At 73.0% G+C, this 18938-nt stretch carries 18 protein-coding genes and 1 pseudogene; 10 read left to right on the forward strand and 9 right to left on the reverse strand.

Annotated elements, in window-relative coordinates:
- Positions 1-3 precede the first annotated feature (3 nt).
- From B5557_RS41695 to B5557_RS45550, 5 genes and pseudogenes are all read left to right on the forward strand, one after another.
- Positions 4-1020: an asparaginase gene (locus B5557_RS41695; RefSeq protein ID WP_079665268.1), complete on the forward strand. Its 1017-nt coding sequence runs from the start codon at positions 4-6 to the stop codon at positions 1018-1020.
- Between the two features lie 468 nt (positions 1021-1488).
- Positions 1489-2901, forward strand: coding sequence for an aspartate ammonia-lyase (aspA, locus tag B5557_RS41700; RefSeq protein ID WP_079664392.1), 1413 nt, complete (start codon positions 1489-1491; stop codon positions 2899-2901).
- 49 nt (positions 2902-2950) lie between these two features.
- Entirely contained in the window at positions 2951-3889 is a 939-nt protein-coding gene (locus B5557_RS41705; protein WP_079664393.1) for a glutaminase, read from the forward strand.
- Positions 3890-4021: 132 nt separating this feature from the next.
- Entirely contained in the window at positions 4022-5428 is a 1407-nt protein-coding gene (mptB, locus tag B5557_RS41710) for a polyprenol phosphomannose-dependent alpha 1,6 mannosyltransferase MptB (RefSeq protein ID WP_079664394.1), read from the forward strand.
- Between the two features lie 254 nt (positions 5429-5682).
- Positions 5683-6276: pseudogene (locus tag B5557_RS45550) on the forward strand (glycosyltransferase family 87 protein); the annotation flags it as partial.
- 272 nt (positions 6277-6548) lie between these two features.
- Here B5557_RS45550 and B5557_RS41720 read toward each other — a convergent pair.
- The gene (locus B5557_RS41720; RefSeq protein ID WP_079664395.1) at positions 6549-7763 is read right to left on the reverse strand and encodes a D-alanyl-D-alanine carboxypeptidase family protein; all 1215 of its coding nucleotides are present in this window, start codon (positions 7761-7763) and stop codon (positions 6549-6551) included.
- Positions 7764-7871: 108 nt separating this feature from the next.
- Complete coding sequence (gene rho / locus B5557_RS41725) at positions 7872-9014, reverse strand: transcription termination factor Rho (protein ID WP_079664396.1); 1143 nt, start codon at positions 9012-9014, stop codon at positions 7872-7874.
- A 445-nt stretch (positions 9015-9459) separates the two neighbouring features.
- Between rho and B5557_RS41730 the strand changes: the two genes are divergently transcribed.
- Positions 9460-10350, forward strand: coding sequence for a hypothetical protein (locus B5557_RS41730; RefSeq protein WP_173877792.1), 891 nt, complete (start codon positions 9460-9462; stop codon positions 10348-10350).
- 10 nt (positions 10351-10360) lie between these two features.
- Here B5557_RS41730 and B5557_RS41735 read toward each other — a convergent pair whose 3' ends face one another.
- Complete coding sequence (locus B5557_RS41735; protein WP_079664397.1) at positions 10361-10768, reverse strand: nuclear transport factor 2 family protein; 408 nt, start codon at positions 10766-10768, stop codon at positions 10361-10363.
- Between the two features lie 74 nt (positions 10769-10842).
- Between B5557_RS41735 and B5557_RS41740 the strand changes: the two genes are divergently transcribed.
- Together B5557_RS41740 and B5557_RS41745 are read left to right on the forward strand one after the other, a co-directional pair.
- Complete coding sequence (locus B5557_RS41740) at positions 10843-11406, forward strand: PadR family transcriptional regulator (protein WP_079664398.1); 564 nt, start codon at positions 10843-10845, stop codon at positions 11404-11406.
- 5 nt (positions 11407-11411) lie between these two features.
- Positions 11412-12137, forward strand: coding sequence for a class I SAM-dependent methyltransferase (locus B5557_RS41745; RefSeq protein WP_079665270.1), 726 nt, complete (start codon positions 11412-11414; stop codon positions 12135-12137).
- A 40-nt stretch (positions 12138-12177) separates the two neighbouring features.
- Here the strand turns inward: B5557_RS41745 and B5557_RS41750 are convergent, their stop codons facing one another.
- The 6 genes from B5557_RS41750 to B5557_RS41775 all read right to left on the reverse strand — a co-directional run bounded on the left by B5557_RS41750 (position 12178) and on the right by B5557_RS41775 (position 16981).
- Positions 12178-13344, reverse strand: coding sequence for a serine hydrolase domain-containing protein (locus B5557_RS41750; protein ID WP_079664399.1), 1167 nt, complete (start codon positions 13342-13344; stop codon positions 12178-12180).
- 98 nt (positions 13345-13442) lie between these two features.
- Positions 13443-13847 carry a nuclear transport factor 2 family protein gene (locus B5557_RS41755; RefSeq protein WP_079664400.1) on the reverse strand — a complete coding sequence of 135 codons (405 nt, stop codon included), beginning with the start codon at positions 13845-13847 and terminating at the stop codon, positions 13443-13445.
- Positions 13848-13858: 11 nt separating this feature from the next.
- Entirely contained in the window at positions 13859-14827 is a 969-nt protein-coding gene (locus B5557_RS41760) for an acetylxylan esterase (RefSeq protein ID WP_079664401.1), read from the reverse strand.
- Positions 14828-14914: 87 nt separating this feature from the next.
- Positions 14915-15502 (reverse strand): Rv1733c family protein, encoded by a 588-nt coding sequence (locus B5557_RS41765; RefSeq protein ID WP_173877885.1) that lies wholly within the window; start codon positions 15500-15502, stop codon positions 14915-14917.
- A gap of 110 nt (positions 15503-15612) precedes the next feature.
- Positions 15613-16383 (reverse strand): ferredoxin reductase, encoded by a 771-nt coding sequence (locus B5557_RS41770; RefSeq protein ID WP_079664403.1) that lies wholly within the window; start codon positions 16381-16383, stop codon positions 15613-15615.
- Positions 16376-16981: a sulfite oxidase-like oxidoreductase gene (locus B5557_RS41775; RefSeq protein ID WP_079664404.1), complete on the reverse strand. Its 606-nt coding sequence runs from the start codon at positions 16979-16981 to the stop codon at positions 16376-16378. The genes B5557_RS41770 and B5557_RS41775 overlap by 8 nt, the downstream gene beginning before the upstream one ends.
- A 211-nt stretch (positions 16982-17192) precedes the next feature.
- Between B5557_RS41775 and B5557_RS41780 the strand changes: the two genes are divergently transcribed.
- Together B5557_RS41780 and B5557_RS41785 are read left to right on the forward strand one after the other, a co-directional pair.
- Positions 17193-18125, forward strand: a complete 933-nt coding sequence (locus tag B5557_RS41780; protein WP_079664405.1) for an NADP-dependent oxidoreductase — start codon at positions 17193-17195, stop codon at positions 18123-18125.
- A complete protein-coding gene (locus tag B5557_RS41785; RefSeq protein WP_079664406.1) occupies positions 18122-18931 on the forward strand; it encodes a GNAT family N-acetyltransferase in 810 nt (269 codons plus the stop codon). Before B5557_RS41780 ends, B5557_RS41785 begins: the two co-directional genes overlap by 4 nt.
- Positions 18932-18938: the final 7 nt, after the last annotated feature.

The raw sequence follows: 18938 nt of genomic DNA on the forward strand, positions 1-18938 counted from the left end.
GTGATGTACAGCAGTTCCCTCGCCCACGCCCCCGCGATCCGCGAACCCCTCCACGCCCCCGTCGCCCACCTCGTGCGCGGCGGCGTGACGGAGGGGATCCACTACGGCTCCGTCGTCGTCCTCGGCACGCGCGGTCAGGTCGACTTCCAGCTCGGCGACATCGAGGCCGCGTTCTACCCGCGCTCGGCGCTCAAGCCCGTCCAGGCCGTCGCCATGCTGCGGGCAGGCCTGCCGCTCGACGGCGAGCTGCTCTCGCTCGCCGCCGCCAGCCACTCCGGCGAGGAACGCCACCTCGCCGGCACCCGGCGGATCCTCGAGCTGGCGGGCGTCACGGAGGACGACCTGCGCAACGTCAAGGACATGCCGTACGACCCGGCGGTCCGCGACGCGTGGACACGCGAGGGCCGCGAGCCCTCCCGGCTGGCGCAGAACTGCTCCGGCAAGCACGCGGCCATGCTGTACACCTGCAAGCTCAACGGCTGGTCCCTCGACGGCTACCTCGACCCGGAGCACCCGCTTCAGCAGGCGATCGCCGAGATCGTCGAGGACCTCACCGGGCAGCGGATCGCACGGGTCACCGTCGACGGGTGCGGCGCCCCTCTCTTCTCCGTCTCCCTGCACGGCCTCGCCAGGGCCGCCGCCCGCATCACCACCTCGGCCCCGGACACTCCGGAGGCGCGGGTCGCGGACGCCATGCGCGACCACGCCGAGATGGCCTCGGGCGCGGGCCGGGACGTCGCCGCCCTGATGCGGGCCGTCCCCGGCCTGCTCGCCAAGGACGGCTTCGAGGGCGTCGAGGTCGCCGCGCTCCCGGACGGCCGCGCCGTCGCCGTCAAGATCTCCGACGGCGCGAACCGCGCCCGCGTCCCGGTGACGGCGGCCGCCCTCGCCCGCGCAGGCGTGGACCCCGCCCTCCTCACCGAGTTCGCGGGCGAACCCCTCCTCGGCGGCGGTGAACCGGTCGGCTGCGTCCACCCGGTACGCGCCCTCGACCTGCTCTCCGCACGCGCCTGCGCCTGACCCGCACGGACCACCGATGGGGCTGCGCTGTTCGCCCGGGCGTCCGGCCGACCGGACGGAGCCCCACGCCGGCCGCCCGGCGCGGCACGCCCCAGCGTTCATGGGCGTTTACGGGCCTAAGAGTGGCCCCGCGAAGCCGTCGCGGGAACACCGCTCCGCCGCACGACCGGTGCGGCCGTCGCCTCTGCGGCACGGCTCAGGTGGCCGGTCGGTGCGCGGTGCCCGGCGCCGTCGAATCGGGTGCGTCGAATCGGGTGCGGTCGCGGCGCGCGAGGTGCCCGGTGGGGCACCGGGCTTCGGCCGCCTCGCGAGGGCGGTCCCTGAACCACCGGTCCGGTCACCGCCGGACCGGTGTCCCGACCGGCTCGGGCGGGCGTCACCCCGTACCGCCCGAGCCGGCCCCACCCTCCAACCGTCCTCACTCTCCCGCTCCTCACTCACTCACCCTCAGAAAGAGGCCGCACCCTCATGACCGTCGCCGCCACCCGCAGTGAACACGATCTGCTCGGAGACCGGGACGTCCCCGCCGACGCGTACTGGGGTGTCCACACCCTGCGCGCCACGGAGAACTTCCCCATCACCGGGACGCCGATCTCCGCCTACCCCCACCTCATCGACGCCCTCGCCGCCGTCAAGGAGGCCGCCGCGCTCGCCAACGAGGAGCTCGGTCTGCTGGCGTCGGACAAGGCGGCCGCCATCGTCGCCGCCTGCCGTGAGATCCGGGCCGGGAAGCTGCACGACCAGTTCGTCGTCGACGTCGTGCAGGGCGGTGCCGGGACCTCGACCAACATGAACGCCAACGAGGTCGTCGCCAACCGCGCGCTGGAGCTGCTCGGCCACGCCAAGGGGGAGTACCGGTACCTGCACCCCAACGAGGACGTCAACCTCGGGCAGTCCACCAACGACGTGTACCCGACCGCCGTCAAGGTCGCGACCGTGTTCGCCGTGCGCGGGCTGCTCAAGGCGATGGCCGTGCTCCAGGACGCCTTCGGCCGCAAGGCCGTGGAGTTCCGGGACGTGCTGAAGATGGGCCGTACTCAACTCCAGGACGCGGTGCCGATGACCCTCGGCCAGGAGTTCTCGGCGTACGCCGTCATGCTCGACGAGGACCGCAGCCGCCTCGCCGAGGCCGTCGAGCTGATCCACGAGATCAACCTCGGCGCCACCGCCATCGGGACGGGACTCAACGCCCCGGCCGGATACGCCGAGTCGGCCCGTCGTCACCTCGCCGAGATCACCGGGCTGCCCCTCGTCACCGCCGCGAACCTCGTCGAAGCCACCCAGGACTGCGGTGCGTTCGTCCAGATGTCGGGTGTGCTCAAGCGCGTCGCCGTCAAGCTCTCCAAGAGCTGCAACGACCTGCGGCTGCTGTCCTCCGGGCCGCGCGCGGGCCTCGGCGAGATCAACCTGCCGCCGGTGCAGGCGGGTTCGTCGATCATGCCCGGCAAGGTCAACCCGGTGATCCCCGAGGTCGTCAACCAGGTCGCCTTCGAGGTGATCGGCAACGACGTCACCATCACCATGGCCGCCGAGGCGGGACAGCTCCAGCTCAACGCCTTCGAGCCGATCATCCTGCACTCCCTGTCGGAGTCCATCACCCACCTGCGCGCCGCCTGCCTCACCCTCGCCGAGCGCTGCGTGAACGGCATCACCGCCAACACCGAGGCGCTGCGCGCCAGCGTGGAGAACTCCATCGGCCTGGTCACCGCCCTCAACCCGCACATCGGGTACACGGCGGCCACCGACATCGCCAAGGAGGCCCTCGTCACCGGCCGCGGCGTCGCCGAACTCGTCCTGGAGAAGGGCCTGTTGCCCGCCGAGCGACTCGCCGATCTGCTGCGCCCCGAGGTCCTCGCCGGCAGCGGCTCGCCCCTCGTGTAACACCTTCTCGACCTGCGACGAAACGCGCCGGGACCGGCACGGAGGCACAATGGTGATCATGACAACGACGTCGTCCCTGCCCTTCCAGCCGGTCCTGGAACGCATCGCCGAGGAGATGGAGCGCACCCCCGGCCGGGGGCGGCCCGCCGACTACATCCCGGCGCTCGCCGCCCGCGATCCGCGCAGCTTCGGCATGGCCGTCGCGGAACTGGACGGCACGGTGTACGGCGTGGGGGACTGGCGGGAGCCGTTCTCCACCCAGTCCCTCACCAAGGTCTTCACCCTCGCCCTCGACCTGGCCCGCGAGGGCGACGAACTCTGGGAGCACGTGGGCCGCGAACCCTCCGGCAACCCCTTCAACTCCCTGGTCCAGCTGGAGTACGAGAACGGCATCCCGCGCAACCCGTTCATCAACGCGGGCGCGCTCGTCGTCACCGACCGCCTCCAGACCCGTACCGGAGACGCCTGCGGCGAACTCCTGGATTTTCTGCGCGCCGAGAGCGGCAACCCGGCGCTCGACCTCGACGAGGCGGTCGCCGCCTCCGAGTCCGCGCACGGCGACCGCAACGCCGCCCTCGCCCATTTCATGGCGTCCTACGGCAACATCGACAACGATGTGCCGGTCCTCCTCGACCAGTACTTCCGTCAGTGCTCCCTCACCGCCTCCTGCGCCGACCTGGCCCTGGCCACCGGCTTCCTCGCCCGGCACGGCGTCCGCGCCGACGGCTCCCGGCTGCTCACCCGCAGCCAGGCCAAGCAGGTCAACGCGGTGATGCTGACCTGCGGGACGTACGACGCCGCCGGCGACTTCGCCTACCGCGTCGGACTGCCCGGCAAGAGCGGTGTGGGCGGCGGCATCATCGCCGTCGTGCCCGGCCGCTGCACGCTGTGCGTGTGGAGCCCGGGCCTGGACGAACGCGGCAACTCGGTGGCGGGCGTGGCCGCCCTGGACCGCTTCACGACCCTGACCGGACTGTCGGTGTTCTGAGCCGGGCCGACGGTGAGGACGCCGTACCCGTGTATCGCTCCGGCGAAGACCTCACAAGCCGGTCACACGCAGTCCGCCGCCCGGAGGGCGGAACGTCGCTCTCCGGCCACCCGGCGTGGACACCATGACGGAGTGTTGGCCAACGCATTCCCCATCGATCTCCGTCGCTGCCAGGTGCTGGGCCTGGCCGGCACGGCCTGTCTCGCGCTCGGCGGCGAGACGGCCGGCGCGCTGCCCGCCCGCGAGCTCCTGGCCCCGGCGTCGGTGCACGCCGCGCTCGGTCTGGTCGGCGTGTACTGCGGACTGGTGCTGCTGACCGCTGCCTGGATCCTGCTCGGCCGTCTGGTGCGCAGCGCGGATCCGCCGACCCCGCGCGCCCTCGTCCTGGTCCTGGTCGTCTGGGCCGCGCCGCTGCTCGTCGCGCCGCCGCTGTTCAGCCGGGACGTGTACAGCTACCTGGCCCAGGGCGCCATGGTGGACGCGCACCTCGATGTGTACGCGCACGGTCCGGCCCGGCTCGGCGGTCCGCTCGCCGACGAGGTCTCCCCGCTGTGGCGGCACACCGGAGCCCCGTACGGCCCGGTCTTCCTCGCCCTCGCCGGCGCCCTGGCCGGCCTGACCCGGGGCGCCCTGTCCGCCGGACTGCTCGGCATGCGATGCGTCGCGCTGTTCGGGGTGGCGCTGATGACGGCCGCCCTGCCCCGGCTCGCCCGGCACTGCGGCGCCGACCCGGCCGCCGCGCTCTGGCTCGGCGTCCTCAACCCGCTGGTGCTGCTGCACCTGGTGGCCGGCGCCCACAACGACGCGATCATGCTGGGTCTGCTCGGCGTGGGCCTGGTCGCCGCGCTCGGCCGCCGCCCGGTGCCGGCCACCGTCCTGGTCACCCTCGCCGCCCTGGTCAAGGCGCCCGCGGCCCTGGGCCTCGTCGCCATCGTGGTCCTGCAGCTGCGCGCGGGCCGCCGCCCGGCTCCGACCCTGCTGACGACGGGGGCCGCGGCCGCCGCCACCACCGTCGCGGCGACGGCCGTCGCGGGCACCGGATACGGCTGGATAGGAGCCCTGGACACCCCGGTCTCCGCACAGAACTGGGCGCTCACCAGCCTGCTCGGCCGAGCCACCGGCGCCCTCCTCGAGCACCTCGGCAGCGATCTGGCGCCCCTGGCGATTCCCGTCTGGCATGTGCTGGGAGTCGCGTCGACAGCCGTCGCCCTCGTCGTCATCTGGTGGCGGCTGCGGCCGCGCCCGGTGTACGCGCTCGGTCTGAGTCTCGCCACGGTGGCCGCGTTCGGCCCGGCGATCCGCCCCTGGTACGCGCTGTGGGGACTGTTCCTCATAGCCGCGGCCGCCCCCGACACCCTGATACGTCACCGGATGGCCGCCGTGGCCGGCGTCCTCGCCCTGGCCGTCCTGCCCGACGGCGACCCGGCCGACACGGGACGCCTGGTGCTCGCCGTCTCCGGCGGGGCACTCGCCCTGGTCGTCCTGTGGCAGGCCCATCTCGCGGCACGGACGCCGACCGCCCTGGGGCGTCCGGCATGAGAACGATCGCCGTCCGGGCTGTGAAACCGCCCCGCACCGAACGGGGCCGTCTGCTGCTGCTCCTCGGCCTCGCCGTCGGCGTCGCCGTCTTCACCGCGACGGTCCCGCTGCTGCGGGACTGGTTCGATCTGCGCGTCTACTACGGCACCGTCAACAGCTGGATCCACGACGGCGGCCGCGTCTACGACTACCGCGTGCCGGGCACGTCGTACGGCTTCACCTACCCGCCGTTCGCGGCCGTCGTCATGCTGCCGATGGCGCTGATCGGCCTGCGCACCGCGATCATCGCCGCCTTCCTGCTCAACCTGACGGCGCTGGCCGTGGTCGTCCGCGTGCTGGTCGGACCGCGGTGGCGGCGCCATGGCTGGTACGGCGCCGGCCTCGCCGCCTGCGCCCTCGTACTGTTCGAACCGTTGCGCGACACGTTCAGCTTCGGGCAGGTCAACCTGCTGCTGCTGGCCCTCGTCCTGACCGATGCCTGGCTGCTGGCGACCGGCCGGACCCGCTGGGCCGGGGTCGGGATCGGCCTGGCGGCGGCGGTGAAGCTGACGCCCGCGCTCTTCATCGGCCTGCTGCTGGTGGCCCGCCGCCGACGGGAGGCCGCCGTGGCGACGGCCGTGGCAGTGGCCGCCACGGGGCTCGCGGCCCTGATCGCCCCGGACGCCTCGCGCTTCTACTGGACCTACGCCATGTGGGACACGAACCGGGTGGGCCGGCTCGACTACGTCTCCAACCAGTCGCTCCAGGGCGTCCTGGCCCGGCTGGGCGTGGAGAGCCGGGCCGTCTGGGCGGTGCTGGTCCTGGTGGTGCTGTGCTGGTGGGCGTGGCGGGCCCGGCGGGCGGTGGCCGTGGGGGACTGGCAGGCGGCTTTCGCTCTCACCGGCCTGAGCGCCTGTCTGGTCAGCCCCGTCACCTGGGTGCATCACCTGGTGTGGCTGCTGCCGTCGTTCGCCGTGCTGATCCGCGCGGGGCGCCCACGCGTGGCGGGCGCCCTGTACGCGGTGCTGTGCACCAGCGTGGTGTGGCTGTGGTTCCACGACGCGTCCGGGGTCGACGGCTTCCTCGGCAGCAACATCTACACGTGGATCACGCTCGGTCTGCTGGTGGGGCTGCCGGTCGGTCATCTCCCGGAGGCGCGGCGATCCGCGAGCCGCAGCGCGAACACCACGGCGGCCCCGCCCAGTACGGCGGCGCCCGCTACACATGCGGCCTCCGACCAGCCGGGAGCGTCGTCGACCGCGCTCGCGGCGGCGACGGGCGCCGACACGGACGCCGGCGTCGGGCCCGGCCCCGGCTGAGGACGCGGGTGGGCCCGCAGCGCGTCCAGCGAGCCCACCGCGTCGACCCGCCCGGCGGCCGCGAACCCCCAGTCCAGCAGCTCGCGGGCTTCCTCGTAGACGGCGAACCCGCCGTCCGCCCGGGGGTTGAGCACCGTCACGACGAGAGTGCGTCCGCCCCGGCGGGCGGCGGCGACCAGGGTGTTGCCGGCGTCGCTGGTGTAGCCGTTCTTGATGCCGATCAGCCCCGGATACGGCTCGACGCCGTCCGCACCCGTCAACAGCCGGTTGGTGTTGGTGATCTCGTAGGCCGAGCCGTCGTCGCCCGGGAAGGCCGCCTCCGCGGTGCCGCAGTACCGGGCGAAGTCCGCGTTGCGCAGCCCCGCCCGCCCGAACACCGCCAGGTCGTACGCCGACGACACCTGGCCCGGCGTGTCGTATCCGTCGGGCGAGCGCACGTGTGTGTCCAGGGCGCCCAGGGACCGTGCCTTGTCCTGCATCCGGACGGCCGTGGCCTGCCAGCCGCCGCTGAGCGCCGCCAGGACGTGCACGGCGTCGTTGCCGGAGTTGAGGAACACCCCGCGCCACAGGTCGGCGACCCGGTACGTGTGTCCCTCGGCGACCCCGACGAGGCTGCTGCCTGGCCCGAGGTCCATGAGTTCCTCCTCGCTCACCCGGTGCCGGATCCCGCCGGGCAGGACCGGCAGCACCGTGAGGGCGAACAGGGTCTTCAACGTGCTGGCCGGGGGCAGCTTGCGGTGCGCGTTCGACGCGGCGAGCACCGCGCCGCTCCGCGCGTCCGCCACCAGCCAGGACAGGGCGGAGACGTCCGGGACCTCGGGGGCGCCCCGGTGGGGCCTGACCTGCGTGCCGGAGCGGTACAGCAGGGACGGCCGCGGCGTCTTCGCCCGTGACGCACCGGCGCCGACGGCTCCGCCGGGCGCTCGGGGGTCGGGGCCGGTCCGAGCGGCGACCGCGGTGGGCCCGAGGACCAGGGCGCCTGCCGCACAGAACGTGCAGGCCGCCACAGCGACCCGGGAAGAGAATCCGATCGTCATACGATCAACGTAGGAATGAAGGTGGCGTTCGCCGCGCTGCCCGTGCCGAGCGGGTACCCGTGAGCACCCGGATGCCGCACGTTCGGCGTCGGACGGCTTGAGGCGACGTCAGGCGGCCGGCAGTGTCGGCTGGATGCGGCGCAGGAAGGTCGCGTTGTCCGGCGTCGCGCGCATCCGCTCCAGGAGCGTCTCCAGGTTTGCCTGGCCGTCCCGCGTCTGCAGGGCCCGGCGCAGGCCGCGCATGGCCGTCAACTCGCCCGGGGAGAGCAGGAGTTCCTCGCGGCGGGTGCCGGAGGTGTTGATGTCGACGGCCGGGAAGACGCGACGCGAGGCGGGTTCGCGGTCGAGGCGGAGCTCCATGTTGCCGGTGCTCTTCAGTTCCTCGAAGTAGAAGTCGTCGGCGCGGGAGCCGGTTTCGACGAGCGCAGTGGCGAGGACGGTGAGCGAGCCGCCCTCCTCGGCCGCACGCGCGGCACCGAAGAACCGCTTGGGCCCGATGAGGGCGGTCGCGTCGACCCCGCCGCTCAGGGTGCGGCCACCGGCGGCGGCCGCGTTGTTGTGGGCCCGGCACAGCCGGGTCAGCGAGTCGAGGAGGATCACGACGTCCTCGCCCGCCTCGACGAGTCGCTTGGCACGCTCGATGACGAGTTCGGCCAGCGCGATGTGCTGCCTGGGCGTCCGGTCGAAGGTCGAGGCGTACACCTCGCCGCGCACGGAGCGCCGCATGTCGGTGACCTCCTCGGGCCGCTCGTCGAGCAGGACGACCATCAGCCGCGCCTCGGGATGGTTGCCGGCGACGGCGGCCGCGAGCTGCTGGAGCAGCACGGTCTTGCCGGTCTTCGGCGGGGCGACGATCAGCCCGCGCTGGCCCTTGCCGACGGGCGCGACGAGATCGGCGACACGTCCGGCGAGCCCGGCCGCCGGGTGTTCCAGGCGGAGCCGCTCGTGCGGGTGGACGGGGGTGAGGTCACGGAAGTGACGGCGGGCGGGCAGTGCGTCGGGCGTAAGGCCGTTGACGCGGGCGACCTCGGTCAGCGCGCGCTGGGTGCCGCGCACCCCTTCGACGAGGTCGCCCTTGCGCAGGCCGTGACGGCGGATCAGCGCGGCCGGCACCTGGAGATCGGCAGGCGTGGGCAGGCAGTCCGCGGAGCGCAGCTGCCCCTTCCCGCTCGCGTCGATGTCCAGGACACCGGCGGCGACCCGGGCCGGAGGCTGCTGTTGCACAGCGGGGTGTTCGAGAGTGGTGGTCATGGTGGTCGGTCCTTTCACGGACGGAAGGCATGAGGCATGCGGAGAAGGGGGAGCGGCCGCGAAGGGAGGGCGCACGGCGCACCTCGGGCGGCGGGAGACAGCACCTCGGCGACGGCAGAAACGAGCCGTCGGTGAGGTGGTGCGGGAAAGCCGTCGCACCGGCCGGAAAGGGCGGGTGACGCGGCGAACTGAAGAGGAACTGGCACCGGCGCCCGAACAGGGGGGCGTACAAAAGTGCTAGCGGCAGCGTAGCACACCGGTCGATTCCGACGGCGTCAACACGCGCACGGCATCGCTTGTTCCGCGCGGCACATACGGCACGCGGCGCACACAGGAGACGTCGGGGACAACTCGACCTCTTCGAGGTTTACCGCACATGTCCCCAGAGGGTAACGATCCGTGACAGCAGGGGACTTGACCGCTATATCTGCCCTATCTTCACGACATGTCCACGCCGCCTCAGTCTCCGCAGCAGCCGGAGCAGCCGTCCGAGGCGCCGGCCCAGCCGAGCGCGTACCCCTACCCGCATCCGCAGTCGCCGGCCCCCGGCGGGCCGCTGGGTTTCCCGCCCGCGGCGCCCGTGACCCCCGCCGGCCCGCACGGCGTCCATGCCCAGCCGACCCTGGTCGGGCAGCCGGCCCAACCCCAGCCCGGCAACCCGTACGCCCAGCCGGGCCCGTACCCCGTCGTCGGCCCGCCGCCCACGGGGAGCGGCGGCGCCGGACGGGCGGTCCTGTGGGCCGTGGTCGGCGCGGTCGTGGCGTCGGCCGCGTGGGCGGCCGGTGTCTTCCTGATCGGCGCCGGAGCCGATCCGGACCTGCGGGGCTACCCGGCGCCGTCCAACCTGTGCAACTCCACCGACTACTCGTCCTTCAAGGAGGAGTACCCGCAGAGCGACGGCGCCCCGACCCACAACAGCCTCAAGGACGACGCCCTCGACGAGGGGCTCTGCAACCTCAGCCTGAAGAAGACCGGGTCGAGCTACTCGGACGCGTACCTCTCCGTCCAACTGGACCGGCACAAGAAGACCGACCCCGGGCCCGAGTTCACCGCCACCTGGAAGAACTACGCGGACAGCCATACGGGTTACGACGTGGACGCCGTCACCGGCATAGGCGACGAGGCCTACCTCGTCAGCGACGACACCACGTCCGGCTCGTCCAGCGGTTCCCTCTACGCCACGCTCGCCGTGCGCGACGGCTGGGTGACCTACACGATGAGCTACAGCGCCTACTACTCCTCGTACAGCACCGACACCGATCCGCCGAAGCTCCAAGAGGTCGCCGACTGGCTGAAGGCGGACACGAAGACGACCCTGGGAGACCTGAAGGACTGAGGCCGGAGCGTCAGGAGGCGGCGGCCGACCGGGCCTCCGCCTCCTTCGCGATCTCCTCGAACCGCGCGCCCATGGCCGCCGCGAGAGCCTGCGCACCGGACAACGGGCGCACCATGACGGTGAGTTCGTCGATGAGTCCGTCCTCGTTCAGATGGATGAAGTCGCAGCCGGACAGCTGCCGTTCGCCCACCCGGGCGGTGAACACCAGCGCGTGGTCGCGGCCGTCGCCGCCGCCGAGTTCCCGCTCGTACCGGAAGTCCTCGAAGACCCGCACCACGGCGCGCAGGATCGCCGCGGTGATTGCCTTGCCCGGGTACGGCTTGAACACGACCGGGCTGGTGAACACCACGTCCTCGGCCAGTAGCGCCTCGACGGCGTCGAGATCGCCGGCCTCGACCGCCTCACGGAACGCACGCATCGGATCACCCCATGGATAGTAAATTTGTTGAGTAGGCGCAGATGAGAATAATCACCTGCTGCTACCGTGTCCATATGTCCCTCAAGTACGCCGTCCTGGCCGCTCTCCTGGATGGCGAGGCCTCGGGCTACGAACTGTCGAAGCTCTTCGACGCCTCCCTCGCGAACTTCTGGCCCGCGACCCCGCAGCAGCTCTACCGCGAGCTGGAGCGCCTCGCGCAGGACGGCCTGATCGAGGCGCGGGTGGTGCGGCAGGAACGCCGGCCCAACAAGCGGATGTTCACCCTCACCGAGGCCGGCCGCGAGGACCTGAGCGCCTTCGCCGCGACCCCGCCCCGCCGGCCCACCGCCCTTCGCGACGAACTCCTCGTCAAGATCCAGGCGGCGGACTCCGTCGACCCCGAGGTGACCCGCGCGCTCATCGAGGAACGCATGACCTGGTCACGCGCCAAGCTCGACCGCTATGAGCGGATGCGTGACCGCCTCCTCGGCGGGCGCACGGAGGACGTGTACCTGAGCGAGGCCGACCGGATCGGCCCCTACCTGACCCTCATGGGCGGCATCGCCTTCGAGGAGACGAACCTGCGCTGGTGCGAGCGCGCCCTCGCGCTCCTGAAGCGGCGGACCGCCGTAGGGTGACGCAGATGTTCAGCCCCGAAGGCCCCACCCTGCGCGAACTCGCCGTCCAGGCCCTGTCGTCCGTCGAGCGCGGCTACGACCTCCTCGCCCCGAAGTTCGACCACACGCCGTTCCGCACCCCGGACTCCGTCCTGGACGCGGTCGCCTCGGCCCTGAAGGAGTCGGGGCCCTACGAGGACGGCCTCGACCTGTGCTGCGGCACGGGCGCCGGGGTCGACGTCCTGGCCACGGTGTGCCACGGCCGCGTGACCGGGGTCGACTTCAGCGCGGGCATGCTCGACGAGGCACGCGGCCGGAGCCGTCCGGCGGGCCCGCGGGTGTCCTGGGTGCGTGCGGATGCCCGTGCCCTGCCGTTCACCGCCGGCTTCGACCTCGTCGTCAGCTTCGGAGCGTTCGGGCACTTCCTGCCCCGCGAGCTGCCGGGCCTGTTCGCCCAGGTGCACGGGGTGCTGCGGCCGGGCGGCTGCTTCGCGTTCCCCCTCGTCGCGCCACCCCGGCCCTACTCTCCGGTCTACTGGATGCTCATCGGCTTCGACACCGCGATGCGGGTGCGCAACGCCCTGTGGCGGCCGCCGTTCGTGATGTACTACCGCGCCTTCCGGCTCGGCGAGGTCCGGCGCGAACTGGAACACGCCGGGTTCCGCGTGGACCTCCGCGCCCTGCCCGAGTTCGGGACGAGGAGCGACGGAAGTCCACGCGTGCGCATGGTCGAGGCGCGCCGGGCGGACTGAAGCCACGGCCCCCACGCTGCCGCGTCCGGCACCCGGGTGGTCACAGCGCGCTGTACAGGGCGTCCACCAACGCCGTCTTGCGCGGGTCGTTGGCGATGTGCGGCCCCATACGGTTCATGACGTACCCCAGCGACACCCCCGCCTCCGGGTCCGCGAGCCCGCAGGAGCCGCCGAAGCCGTCGTGTCCGAACGCGCGCGGGTTGGGTCCGTACGATCCGTTCGGACCGCTGAGCCACAGCCCGAGCCCGATCTCGGTCTCGTGCCCGAACCCGGCCCCCAGCACGATGTCCCGGCAGCTGCCCTGCCCCTGCCGGACCCGCTCGGCCGCCTCCGCGGACAGGACGCGGCGGCCGCCGTACGCGCCACGGCCGGCGAAGATCCCGTACAGCGCGGCGATCGCCCGCGCCGTGCCGTGGCCGTTCGCGGCCGGGAGCTCCGCGGCCCGCCACCGCGGCGAGTTGGCCTCGGCCGCGCCGGCCAGCGGGTTGGCCAGAGCGGCCAGCGCCACGGGTGCCAACTGGCCGAAGACCGCGGCCTGTTCGGTGGACGAGGCGGCCGACGGATGCACCAGTTCGGCCGCCCGGTCCGCCTCCTTCTCCGGCAGTCCGATCGTGAAGTCGAGGCCCAGCGGTCCGGTCACCTCCCGCTCCAGGAAGGCCCCCGGCAGCAGCCCCGAGACCCGCCGCACGACCTCGCCGACCAGGAAGCCGTAGGTGTGGGCGTGATAGCCGGACCGGGTGCCCGGCTCCCACCAGGGTTCCGTGGCCGCGAGACGGGCGGTGGTCAGCTCCCAGTCGTAGAGCTGCTCGAGCGAGTGCGGCTCCCGCAGCCCTGCCAGGCCCGCGCGGTGGGAGAGCAGATGCCGGACGAGGATCTGCTCCTTGCCCGCCGCGGCGAACTCCGGCCAGTACGCGGCCACCGGCGCGTCGAGGTCGAGCAGCCCCCGGTCGGCGAGGATGTGCGCGCACAGCGCCGTCGGGCCCTTCGACGTGGACCAGACATTGACCAGTGTGTCCCGCTCCCAGGCGCGAGTGCGCGCCGGATCGGCCCAGCCGCCCCACAGGTCGGCCACAAGCACGCCGTCGACCGTGACGCACACCGCGGCGCCCAGCTCGTCACGGTCGCGGAAGTTCTCCTCGAAGGCGGTGCGCACCGCGGTGAACCGTGGGTCGCAGTGGCCGTGAACCTGTGGCACGTGCTCGGACATGGGGCCTCCGTGGTCCGCGGGACCCCGGACCGCACGGTGCGGCCCGGGCACTCCGAACGTACCGACTGGTCGGACTGGAGGGAAGCCGCCCGGTGGGGTCACAGCAGGAAACGGCGCCCCGCCGGTTCCCGGTGACCCTCGGCCGTATGCCAGTAGTCCCGTGTCTCGACCGCCAGACCGACGTCGTCGAACCGGACGAAGACGCAACCGGCCAGCGTCACGGCCGCCCCGTCCTCCTCGGACAGCACCCGGAACTCGGCCACCGCGACGCCGTCCGCACCGACCACCGGGGGCGAGAACCGCACGTCGACCACCCGCTCCGCCGCGAACGACCAGCGCAAGTACGCCGCCAACTCGTCCCGCCCCCGGTGCGGTTCACGAAACGGCATCGAGCGGTGGACGCAGGCCTCGGCGTACAGCTCCAGCAGCGCGTCCACGTCGTGCGCCGCCCAGGCCCGCTCCCACACCGCTGCGAACCGTTCGGCGGCGGCCCGTGTCTCCACCGGCCGGCCGCTCAGGCGTACGAGCGCAGCCAGCGCAGCTTGGCCCGCTCGTGGTGGGGGCCGCCGCCCTCGTGGTCGTTGAAGTCGTACACCTCGATCGTCTTGTCCTCGTGCGCCCAGGCGTTGAAGGCGGCGAACACGGTCGACGGCGGGCAGGTCTGGTCCTCCAGGGCCGCCGAGAACAGGGCGGGAGCCGAGGCGCGGGACGCGAAGTGCACGCCGTCGAAGTACGCCAGCGTGCGCAGGGTGTCCTGGGTGCGGCCGCGGTGCGTCTTGAGGAACAGGCCGATCTCACGGTACGGGTGACGGTCCGTCAGGATCACGGCGCGCGGGAAGTCGCACAGGAACGGCACGTCGGGGGCGACCGCCGCCAGGTCGGGCACCAGTCCGCCGACGGCGATCGAGAGACCGCCGCCCTGGCTCCCGCCGAGCGCCACGGTCCGCGAGGCGTCGGTCAGCGGGTGGGAGCGGGCCGCCTCGATCGCGCGCACCGCGTCCGTGATCACCCGGCGGTAGTAGTAGTTCTCGGGAGCGTCGATGCCCTGGGTCATGAAACCGGGGTAGGCGGGCGCGCTGCCCACCGGGTCGGCGGTGCCGCCCCCGCCGCCCCACACGCTGCCCTGGCCACGGGTGTCCATGACGAAGTAGGCGCGGCCCGTCGACGCCCACAGCAGGTGCTCGTGCGGCAGACCGCGTCCCCCGCCGTAGCCGACGAACTCCACGACCAGGGGCAGCGGTTCCTCGGCCCCGGCGGGCACCATCAGCCAGCCCTTCACCGGGTGGCCGCCGAACCCGGCGAACGTCACGTCGAAGGCCCGTACGGTGCTCAGGCCCGTGTCGACCGGCTCGAAACGGGCGTCCAGATCGTGATCGCGGGCTTCCTGGAGGGTCTTGGACCAGAACGCGTCGAAGTCCTCCGGCTCGATGGATGCGCTGCGGTACTCGTGGAGCTCCTCGAGGGACAGGTCGAACAGGGGCATGAAGGACCGCCTTTTGTTAAGTGCCCGTACGAATACATCCACCCTATGTGGGCGGCGGAAGGCCTCGCCAGACCCTGGTCAGGAGCTTCAGGCGGGCCTGCGACGGGTCCACTGCGGCTCGGTACGGGTCCATTCCCGCTCCCACTCGTCCAGCCGGTGACGCATCGCCACCCGGCGGACCACGGCGTGCCCGAGCAGCACCGCGGCGGCCGTGCCGCCGGCCGCGCACGTGCCCATCGTCAGGGCGTGCTGCCACACCATCGTGTCGTTCGGCGGCGGTGCGACGCTCCGCCCCCGGTTGTCGAACCACACCTCCACCACGTCGCCCTGGCGGGTGCCCGCGGGCACCCGGGCGGCCGCCGTCCGCACGTGTTCACCGGGCGGCGTCCAGCGCACGCTCACCCGGACCGTCTGCCGGCTGCCGCCCTCCACCGAGGGCACGGCATCGGGTGGACGGCCCACGACCTCGGCCCGCACCCGATGACGTTCGGCCCGCTGCCGGTCCGCGGCCGCTTGGGCGTCGTCATGTGCCCACCGGCCGGCTAGCACCCCGGCCAGCGGCACGGCGACCAGCAGCAGCAGGGCGACGGCCAGCGCCGTCCACGCCTCCACGATGTCCGACCGGCGCCGTAGCGGATTGTGCCGCCAGCGCCAGCCGCGCACCCGGGTTCGCATGTCGACCTCCTCGCCGTCACGCGTACGAGTGCCCACATGAGTGTCGTACTCCGTTCGGAGTACATCGTTTCACGCATCGTTCACGACGGCTCCCTGGGGCCGGGAGAGTGTCAGCCGAAACGTTCGATGCGGATGCGGTCCACCGGCTGCCCGGCCTGCACCAGCAGCCGCGAGGCGTGCTCGGCGAACCCGTTGGAACCGCACACATACGCCTCCCAGCCGCCCTGTGGCGCCTGCGCGAGCAGCGGAGCCACCTGCTCGGCGGTGAGCCGGCCCACCGGCACGCCCGCCGGGGCGCTGCGGGTGAACACCGACGTCGTCTCCGTGCTGTACTCGCGCGCGTAGATCAGTTCCTCGGGGCCGCGCGCGGACACCAGCAGCCGCAGCGGCACGTCGAGGCCGCGGGCCCGGTGGTGGCGGACCATCGACATCAGCGGGACGACCCCGGAGCCGGCGCCGATCAGCAGCGCGGGCCGGTCGCCGGGCCAGGCGAAGAAGCCGCTGAGCGGGCCGCGCACCTCGACCTCGTCACCCGGCTCGGCGACGGTGTGGAACCAGCCCGAGACCTCGCCGCCGTCCACATGGTCCAGGGTCAGCTCGATGTGGCCGTCGTCGTCGGGCGCGGAGGCGATCGAGTAGTGCCGCTGAGCGGTGTAGCCGTCGTCGGCCGTGAGCCGCAGCATCAGATGCTGACCGGGCAGGTGCCCTGCCCAGGCCGGCACCGCGAACCGGAAGGTGGCCGCCCGCGAGGTCTCGCGGCGGATCTCGGTGAGCGTGGCCGTCTGCCACACGGCGGCCTCCCGGTTGCTCACGGCGATCCGGCCCGGCACGGCGAACCGCGTCGGGGGCGTGAAGGCAGGCGCCGTGAACGTCTCAGTCACCGGAGTACCTCTGCTCCTGCCAGGGGTTGCCCCGCGCGTGGTAGCCGTTCTGCTCCCAGAAACCCGGCTCGTCGTGGTCGAGGAGGCGCAGGCCCGCGATCCACTTGGCGCTCTTCCAGAAGTACAGGTGCGGCACCAGCAGCCGCGCCGGACCGCCGTGCTCGGCCGCGAGGGGCTTCCCGTCGTACTCCCAGGCGATCCAGGCCCGGCCGCCGGTGAGGTCGGACAGGGGGAGGTTCGTGGTGTACCCGGTGTGAGAGTAGGCGACGGCGTGGGTCGCCGACGCGGCGGGCCGCACGGCCGCCAGGAACGCGTCCAGGGACACCCCCGCGAACCGCACGCCGAACTTCGACCAGCTGGTCACACAGTGGATGTCGCCCTCGTACACGGACTGCGGCAGCGTGTGCGCCTCGTCCCAGTCCCAGGTGCGGGGCGCCGCCACCAGCCCGTCCACGCGGAAGGTCCAGTCGGCGGGCGCGAGGTCGGGTGTGACCTCGGCGGACAGCACGGGCCAGTCGTCGCCCGCGTCGTACTGGCCGGGGGGCAGCCCGGGATTGAGGACGCGAGGGCGTCCGGCGAAGCCTCGGGTGACGTTCATACGGTTCCAGCGGGAGCGCGGCGGCGGTTGGTCACGCGGTCAACCGTACGTGCACGTCGGGAGTGCTCCGCACCGGGTCCGCCCGCCGATCATTAAGCCCGTATGAACACTCCCGACGGCCGGGAATACCCCCTCGGCTCCCCGCTCTTGAACGTGTCGTTCCGGATCCAGCGGTCCAGCGGTCCGGTGCCAGCGAAGGAGAGTGGGAGCAATGCCGAAGGCGTACGTCTTCACCCGGTACGGCGGCCCGGAGACCGAGGCGCTCGTCGACCTGGACCGGCCCCGGCCCGGACCCGGCGAGGTGCTCGTCGCGGTGCGGGCGGCGGGAGTGAACCCCGTGGACTGGAAGCAGCGCACGGGCTACCGGCGCCCCGGCGAGACGGGTGAGCGGGTGTTCCCCTCGGTCCTGGGCAACGAGGCGGCCGGTGTCGTCGAGGAGATCGGTGAGGGCGTCACCGGGTTCGCGCCCGGCGACGAGGTGTTCGGCACGGCGGTCGCGGGCGCCTACGCCGAGTACGCGCTGCTGGCCGCCGGCATCACCGCCCACAAGCCTGCAGAGCTGTCCTTCACCGACGCGGCCACCCTCCCCGTGGCCGCCGCGACCGCCTACGACGGCGTCCACCAGCTCGCCCTGTCCAGCGGGGCGACCCTGCTGGTCACCGGCGCGGGCGGCGGGGTCGGGGCCGCCGTCGTGCAGATCGCGAGCGCCCTCGGGCTGCGGGTCGTGGGCGTCGCGAGCGAGGGCAAGAAGGACTTCCTGGAGTCGCTGGGCGCGGTGCACGTCCCGTCCGGCGAGGGCTGGGCCGACGCCGTGCGGTCGGCCGCCCCGGACGGCGTCGACGGCGTCTACGACCTGGTCGGCGGCGATGTGCTCCACGAGGCGGCCGGCCTGCTGCGGGACCGCTCCCGGCTGATCACCGCCGGCGCCCCGGCCGAGGAGGCCGAGCGGCTGGGCGGCGCCCGGGTGGCGCGCGCCCGCAACGCGGCCGTCCTGCAAGCGGTGGCCGACCTCGTCGTCCGCGGCGCGCTGAACCCGCACGTCACCCTCACCCTCCCGCTGGAACGGGCGGGCGAGGCCCTGCGTGAGGTGGAGAACGGCCACGCCCGCGGCAAGGTCGTCCTCGAGATCGGAGCGGCGATATGACCGTCCCCGAGCCCTCACGCCTCCCGGACCCGAGGAGCGAGGAGCCGCACGGCGCCGAGCCCCGTGAGCCGCGCGGTCCGGACGGCGCCGAGCCCCGGCATGTCCTCGACCATCCCGCCCTCGCCTCCCTCACCGGGCCGCACGCCCGGTTCGCCGAGCGCCGGGGGCGCATCCTGCGCTACCCGGTCGACGTGTCGCCCTGGCTGGCGTTGCCGGACGACCCGGACGCCGACGACTGGGCGGACCTCGCCGCGCTCGCCGGCCCCGGCGCGGAGGTCCCGCTGCTCGGTTTCCGCGGCGAGGTCCCGCCCGGCTGGGAGATCACCTTCCACGGCGAGGGCGTACAGCTCGTCGACGACGGCCTGGCCGCCGCGCCCGACCCGGAGGCGATCCGCCTCGGCCCCGCCGACGTACCCGAGATCCTCGACCTGGTCGCCCGTACCCGGCCGGGCCCGTTCGAGCCCCGCACCATCGAACTCGGCACCTACCTGGGCATACGCCGCGACGGCGCCCTGATCGCCGTCGCCGGTGAGCGGCTGCATCCGCCGGGCTGGACCGAGATCAGCGCGGTCTGCACCGACCCCGCCTTCCGTGGCCAGGGCCTGGCGACCCGGCTGGTCCTCGCCGTCGCCCACGGCATCCGCGAACGCGGCGAAACCCCCTTCCTGCACACCGGCGCCGGCAACACGAACGCCATCCGCCTCTACGAGTCCCTGGGCTTTCGCCTGCGCCGCACCACGCAGTTCCTGGCGGCACGAGTGCCGGAGCGGCTGGGGGAGGAGCGGGAGGCGATGCCGGTGGCGTAGCCGGGGC

This window comes from Streptomyces sp. 3214.6, assembly GCF_900129855.1.
In the GTDB taxonomy this organism is placed as follows: Bacteria; Actinomycetota; Actinomycetes; order Streptomycetales; family Streptomycetaceae; genus Streptomyces; species Streptomyces soliscabiei.